Origin of the sequence: uncultured Acetatifactor sp., assembly GCF_948601915.1 — a bacterium.
Taxonomy (GTDB): domain Bacteria; phylum Bacillota; class Clostridia; order Lachnospirales; family Lachnospiraceae; genus Acetatifactor.
The window spans coordinates 1-4,065 of record NZ_CAPDXS010000241.1; the positions used below are offsets into that span (position 1 = coordinate 1).

Here is a 4,065-nt window from a genome sequence, read left to right on the forward strand (position 1 = left end):
ACGACGCTCTTCCGATCTTATCCCTCCAGGACGTCGATTCCGTAGTCGGCAAATTTGTCGATGTAATAGGGATCCAGATGGGCGCCGCCGGTGAAGATGATCTTCAGGTTCCCGCCGAAGGCCTTTGCCGCTACCAGTTTTTTGGGAATCAGAGGATTGGCGGCGGAAAGCCTTTTATAGATTGTCTCCAGCATCAGCGGCACCATGAGCATCACGTCCGGCTTGAACAGCCCCATGTTCTTTACCATATGCAGAAGGGAATCGTTGATGCATACGGTGGCCCCCAGGGAAAATCCCTTGAGCCAGTCCATGACGAGGCAGAAGGCGTGATGGATCGGAAGCACGCTGAGCATCACGGTTCCGGGCTCCCTGGCATAATCCACGGCCGCCACGTTGGAGGCCAGGTTGTCCTGGGTCAGCATGACGCCCTTGCTCTTCCCCGTGGTCCCGGATGTGAAGATGATGGTGGCCGTATCCCCGGGAGCGGGGCTGTCGGAGTAGGCTTCTGTGTCTTTGGAAAGCGCCATCAGAGACGGCAAAGATGCGGTCCTGGCATCCGGCACATCCGTTTCCTGCTCCTGCAGGATCCATATTTTTTTCAGCTTCGGACATCCGGCCGCGATCGCATCCAAAAGGGCGGTGTGCTTGGGGCTCAGGAAAAGCCCTTCGGAATCCGAGCGGTCGATCAGGTCCACCAGATCCTCCCCGGGAAGATTTGCGTCCAGCGGCACGGCCACGTTCCTGCCTGTAATGATGCCCAGGTAGCTTTCGATCCACTCCACAGAGCTGGCTCCGATCAGAGCGATATGCTTTTCCCGGAATCCTTCCGCCAGCAGGCCCTTCCGCACCATGGCTATGTTCTCCGCCAGATGGCGGTAGCTTCTCTCCCGGATCTCCTTTTTTGCCAGCCACTTTACCGCCATGATGTCGGCATGTTTTCTGGCGCTTTCTTCTAAAATATCCCTGATGAGCATTTTTGTATCCCTCCCTTCCGGTCCTGAACCGGCCTTACGCCTCTTCCTGTAATCTTTCCATTAGCTCAAGGGCTTCCGCAACGGTAAGGATCTGTACCAGGTTTTCTTCTTCCAGTTCGATGTCGAAGGTATCCTCCAGCTCTCCCAGGAAGGACATGAAGTCGAGAGAGCTGAATCCCAGATCCTCCCGGAACCTCATATCGTTTGTTATCTTCTCCGGATCCATGTTGCAATACTGCGCTACGATTTCTTTGAACTGCATTTCCTGTGTCATCTTTTTCCTCCTGAATAAAATGCTGATTATATTATATCTGTTCCATGATCTCCCCGATGGTCATGTCCGGTTCCGCGATGCCCTTGAAGAGGATGCGCATCATATAGTAGTAGAGGAGCTCCATGTCATGCTCCTGCAGATGGGCCGTCTGGTAGTGGAAGGAGAAATTCATCTCTCCGCTTCCGGTATGGGATACCGTCAGGTACATTTTCTTGGTGGCCGCGCCGTTTGCGAACCATTTTGAATGCTGGGGTATGTTGACCAGGTGGGGATTGTCCATCTTCACCGGCATGGGCTGATAGGTGAGGTAGCAGCTCTCATAGGTGGTGTTCTCCGGCGTATGATAGCGCTTCCGCAGCTCCTCCCAGATCAGGGCGGGGTCGTAATTGCTGTGCATGTAGATCCGGTTCTGCACGTTCTGGATCTCGTAGGCGGCCGCCAGGAAGTCCATATCGGCGGGGATCACGGTCCTGCAGGGGAACATGATTGTCCGGCTTCCCCCGGAGGTCCACTCGTCGTGGGTGGAGCGCCTGGAGATGAAGTTCTCGATCGTGATGTCCTCCTGGCCGTCATTTACCTTGGAAAGGTAGGTGCGGATGCCCAGGAGCAGCAGGTTCGTCATGGAAAGCTGATGGTTCATGCAGAAGGCAATCAGATTCCTTGTGGGCTCCGGCTCCAGATAATAATCCTTCACCTGTACGAAAAGATTCTTCAGCTCGATGTCCGCCGCCCTTAAGGCCTTGTTTCCGTGCAGCTTCCTTGCCTCCTCCAGGACGGCAGGCCCCTGGATATCGGAATAGAGGGGCTCGCCCAGGGCATCCAGCTGGTCGTCCCAGAACTTCTTGTCCTTGGCAAAGCGCTTCTCGTTATTGGCCCTTTTCAGATCCTTGTCCAGCACATCCTCGAAGATGGCCATGTCTTCCGGATAGGCGGAGCCGAATTTGTAGTGGGTATAAAGCTGCATCAGGTCGTTGATCATCACCACCAGCCCGCAGGAATCGATCAGCCTGTGGTCCATATGGATGAAGAATCCGTTGTAGCCCTCAGGGAGCTTTACCATGGTCACATCGCACATCGGGATGTTGTCCCCCTCAAAGGTTTCGTAAGCCCACTGCTGCATCAGCTGGTCCGCCTGGGCGAGGCTCATGCCGGACAGATCCTTAAACGGGATATCCCTTGTCTCTTTTTTTACGATATACTGTTCGACGTCTCCATTTTCATCCGGCTTCGTAAAGCGGATCCTCATACAGCCGTAACGCTCGAATTCCAGCTGGAGACATTTTTTCAGAAGCCCGAAATCCAGAGGCGCCTGCAAGGACGCCACAACGCTGACGCCTGATACCTGTTGGGTCCGGTACTTTTTGATCCAGTCGTGATGCATTTTCTGCGCCGCGGTTAACGGATAATATTCTCTCATTGAATTACCTCCCTGTTCTCTTCCCTGCAAAGGTAACACATTCTGTCTGCGATTTCTACCCTAGTATGGACTTAACGGACACTTTTTATGAAAGTAACCGACACCTGGGGGCGTTCTTCAGGAATATGCCGACAACGTTTGAAACGCCGGCTTATTGGGCCGGCGTTAAATCGCGGATATCAGATTGCGGGAGGGAAATCAGATTTTCTTAAGTTACTTTGCGGGCATAAAATTTACCATATACCCTGACTTATGGGCGAGAAGTGCCGTAGATATAGCGGCTGGCTTCATTGCTGGAGGTCTTGTCGTATGTGTTAAAAAAATGCAGAAGCTTTTTCCGGTAAAGCTCCGGCTGTTCGTAGGCGCTGCAAAGATGCCTTGCCTCCGGTATGATTGCCAGTTCCTTTGGCGCCCGGCACAGAGCATGGTTATGAACGGAATTCTTCATATAGACATAGGTGTCCTTCTCCCCGTGAAAGAACAGCACAGGCCTTTTATTGGTCTTCAGCGCTTTTGCCGTGTCGGCGTCCTTCATGCGAAAGCCCCCTAAGAGCCTGCAGAACAGGTCTACCCGAAACAGCAGCAATCCGATCCAATGCAGGTGGAACCACCTGGCGGCCAGATCCTGGAGCTGGCCCTTCATGGACCGGAATCCGCAGTCGGCGATGAGGCCCCTTACTTCCTCCGGCAGCCTGTGCCCCGCGGCCATCAGTACCGCCGCCGCCCCCATGGATTCGCCGTACAGGTAGATGGGCAGCCTGTCTTTGTTCTTTCCGGCCGCATACCAGGCCCATTCCTGGATATCGTATTGCTCCTTTGCCCCGAAGGTGATGAATTCTCCTTCGCTCTCTCCGCAGCATCTCTGGTCGATGAAGAGCAGGCTGCACTTATGCTCATGAAGGAACCTTGCGATGTTTGCAAAATCTCCGAAGCTGCTGCCTTTATAGCCATGGCATAGCACGACGATGCGCTCCGCGTCCTTTGCTGGAAAGAAGGAAGCGTGCAGCAGAAGGCCGTCTGCGCTCCTGATATGGCAGTCCTGCATGGCCTGGCCCTGGCACCACGCCTTGCCGGCTTCGTACTCTTTCTCGAATTTGTATCTGGGATGATTGACCTTCATCTGGGACAGGCGGAACCATTTCTTGACATCCCGCTTGGTCCTGCAGTGGACTGTCAGCTCGAAAAAAGGCCAGCCCAGGGACAGAAATATGCCTGTGGCGGCTGAGGCGGCTGCGATTTTAAGGAGTTTATGTTTCATGGCGGATATTCCTCTTGTTCTCTGGGATAATCTTTGGAGCAGTCTTTCAGAATACAGTATATACCATTCGGGGCTGCCTTACAACTGTTTTATACTGCATAACGCTGAATGCTGCCTAATGTAATCATGCGAATGAACCAGT

4 protein-coding genes are annotated in these 4,065 nt (G+C 53.6%); all 4 read right to left on the reverse strand.

The window, feature by feature from the left end; translation table 11 throughout:
* Window positions 1-17: 17 nt before the first annotated feature.
* The 4 genes from Q2B33_RS23470 to Q2B33_RS23485 all read right to left on the reverse strand — a co-directional run bounded on the left by Q2B33_RS23470 (window position 18) and on the right by Q2B33_RS23485 (window position 3,923).
* Window positions 18-974 (reverse strand): AMP-binding protein, encoded by a 957-nt coding sequence (locus Q2B33_RS23470; RefSeq protein ID WP_300823330.1) that lies wholly within the window; start codon window positions 972-974, stop codon window positions 18-20.
* 34 nt (window positions 975-1,008) lie between these two features.
* Window positions 1,009-1,248: an acyl carrier protein gene (locus Q2B33_RS23475; protein ID WP_296467256.1), complete on the reverse strand. Its 240-nt coding sequence runs from the start codon at window positions 1,246-1,248 to the stop codon at window positions 1,009-1,011.
* A 31-nt stretch (window positions 1,249-1,279) separates the two neighbouring features.
* A complete protein-coding gene (locus tag Q2B33_RS23480) occupies window positions 1,280-2,665 on the reverse strand; it encodes a condensation domain-containing protein (RefSeq protein ID WP_300785166.1) in 1,386 nt (461 codons plus the stop codon).
* Between the two features lie 250 nt (window positions 2,666-2,915).
* Window positions 2,916-3,923 (reverse strand): alpha/beta hydrolase, encoded by a 1,008-nt coding sequence (locus Q2B33_RS23485; RefSeq protein WP_300792072.1) that lies wholly within the window; start codon window positions 3,921-3,923, stop codon window positions 2,916-2,918.
* Between the last annotated feature and the right edge of the window lie 142 nt (window positions 3,924-4,065).

Excerpts from the sequence above, each read along its gene's own strand:
- Q2B33_RS23485 (WP_300792072.1), bottom strand. The coding sequence starts at position 3,923 with ATGAAACATAAACTCCTTAAAATCGCAGCCGCCTCAGCCGCCACAGGC.
- Q2B33_RS23475 (WP_296467256.1), bottom strand. The coding sequence starts at position 1,248 with ATGACACAGGAAATGCAGTTCAAAGAAATCGTAGCGCAGTATTGCAAC.
- Q2B33_RS23480 (WP_300785166.1), bottom strand. The coding sequence starts at position 2,665 with ATGAGAGAATATTATCCGTTAACCGCGGCGCAGAAAATGCATCACGAC.
- Q2B33_RS23470 (WP_300823330.1), bottom strand. The coding sequence starts at position 974 with ATGCTCATCAGGGATATTTTAGAAGAAAGCGCCAGAAAACATGCCGAC.